Here is a 1,105-nt window from a genome sequence, read left to right on the forward strand (position 1 = left end):
TGCTGGCGCTGATTGCCGTCAGCCCAATGGGGCCGCAGCCGCTGACAAGCACGGTTTTGCCCGCCACCTCGGCGCTTTCAACGCCATGCACACCTGCGCCCATCGGCTCGAACGAACAGGCAGTCTCATAGGAGATGTCGTCGTCCAGCAGGAAGGTGCTGTCTGCCCGAATCTTGGCATATTCGGCAAACGCGCCGTTTTCCGTCACGCCGAACAACTTGACATCCTTGCAGATATGGGGCAGTCCGTTTTTGCAAAACCAGCAGCGGTTGCAGGGAATGTGAGTTTCGCAGGAAACCCGGTCGCCCACTTTGCGGTCGTGGACATTCTTGCCCACCTCGACAATGTCGCCCGCCATCTCATGGCCGGGAATCAGCGGAGGCTTAATCCGCGCCTGAGACCATTTGTCCCAATCCATAATGTGCAAATCGGTACCGCACACAGCGGTGCAGTGAATCTTAATCAGCACCTCATCGTCGTCAATCTGGGGAATGGGCAGGTCGGTATGATAAACAAACTTTCCCGGCGCCGCACTCTCCTTGACAAGGCCGCACATCGTTCCCTTCAAAGTGCGCTCCTCCTTAGTTCAGATACGATTTCACCTGCGAAATCACCGTTTTGGTGGAAACTCCGTAGGTATCCTGCAAGGTTTCAAGCGTGCCTGCCGCCAGATACCGGTCGGGCAGGGCAATCTTCTTCAAAACGGCGGACACCTGTTCGTCCACCAGCAGATTGGCGACCAGACTGCCCAAGCCGCCCACAATGCTGTGGTTTTCGGCGGTAACCACCAGACGGCCGGATTTCTTTACCTCCGCCAGAATGGTCTCCCTATCAAAGGGCTTGATGGTGGGAACATGAAGAACTGCCGCGTGAATATTGTCTTTTTCCAGAGCCTCCGCCGCGTCCAGACAGCGCATGGTCATCTCGCCGCAGGAAATCATCAAAACATCCGCGCCGTCCCGCAGCAGCTTGGCCTTGCCGATTTCAAACTGATAATCATACTTGTCCAGCACGACAGGCACACGGTTTCCCCGAAGAAGTCGCATATACACAGGGCCGTTGAAAGCGGCAACCGCTTTGGTGGCCTGCTGCATTTCCAGCGCGT

The 1,105-nt window shown here is 56.4% G+C and carries 2 protein-coding genes; both read right to left on the reverse strand.

Going from position 1 to position 1,105, the window contains the following annotated elements:
- Positions 1–568: alcohol dehydrogenase catalytic domain-containing protein (locus B2W96_RS02965; RefSeq protein WP_293008407.1), on the reverse strand; the 568-nt coding region annotated here is incomplete at its 3' end.
- Between the two features lie 13 nt (positions 569–581).
- The coding region (locus B2W96_RS02970) for a transketolase family protein (RefSeq protein ID WP_293008409.1) at positions 582–1,105 on the reverse strand (524 nt) is incomplete at its 5' end.

The sequence above is a fragment of the Oscillibacter sp. UBA6647 genome (assembly GCA_002455655.1).
In the GTDB taxonomy this organism is placed as follows: domain Bacteria; phylum Bacillota; class Clostridia; order Oscillospirales; family Oscillospiraceae; genus Oscillibacter.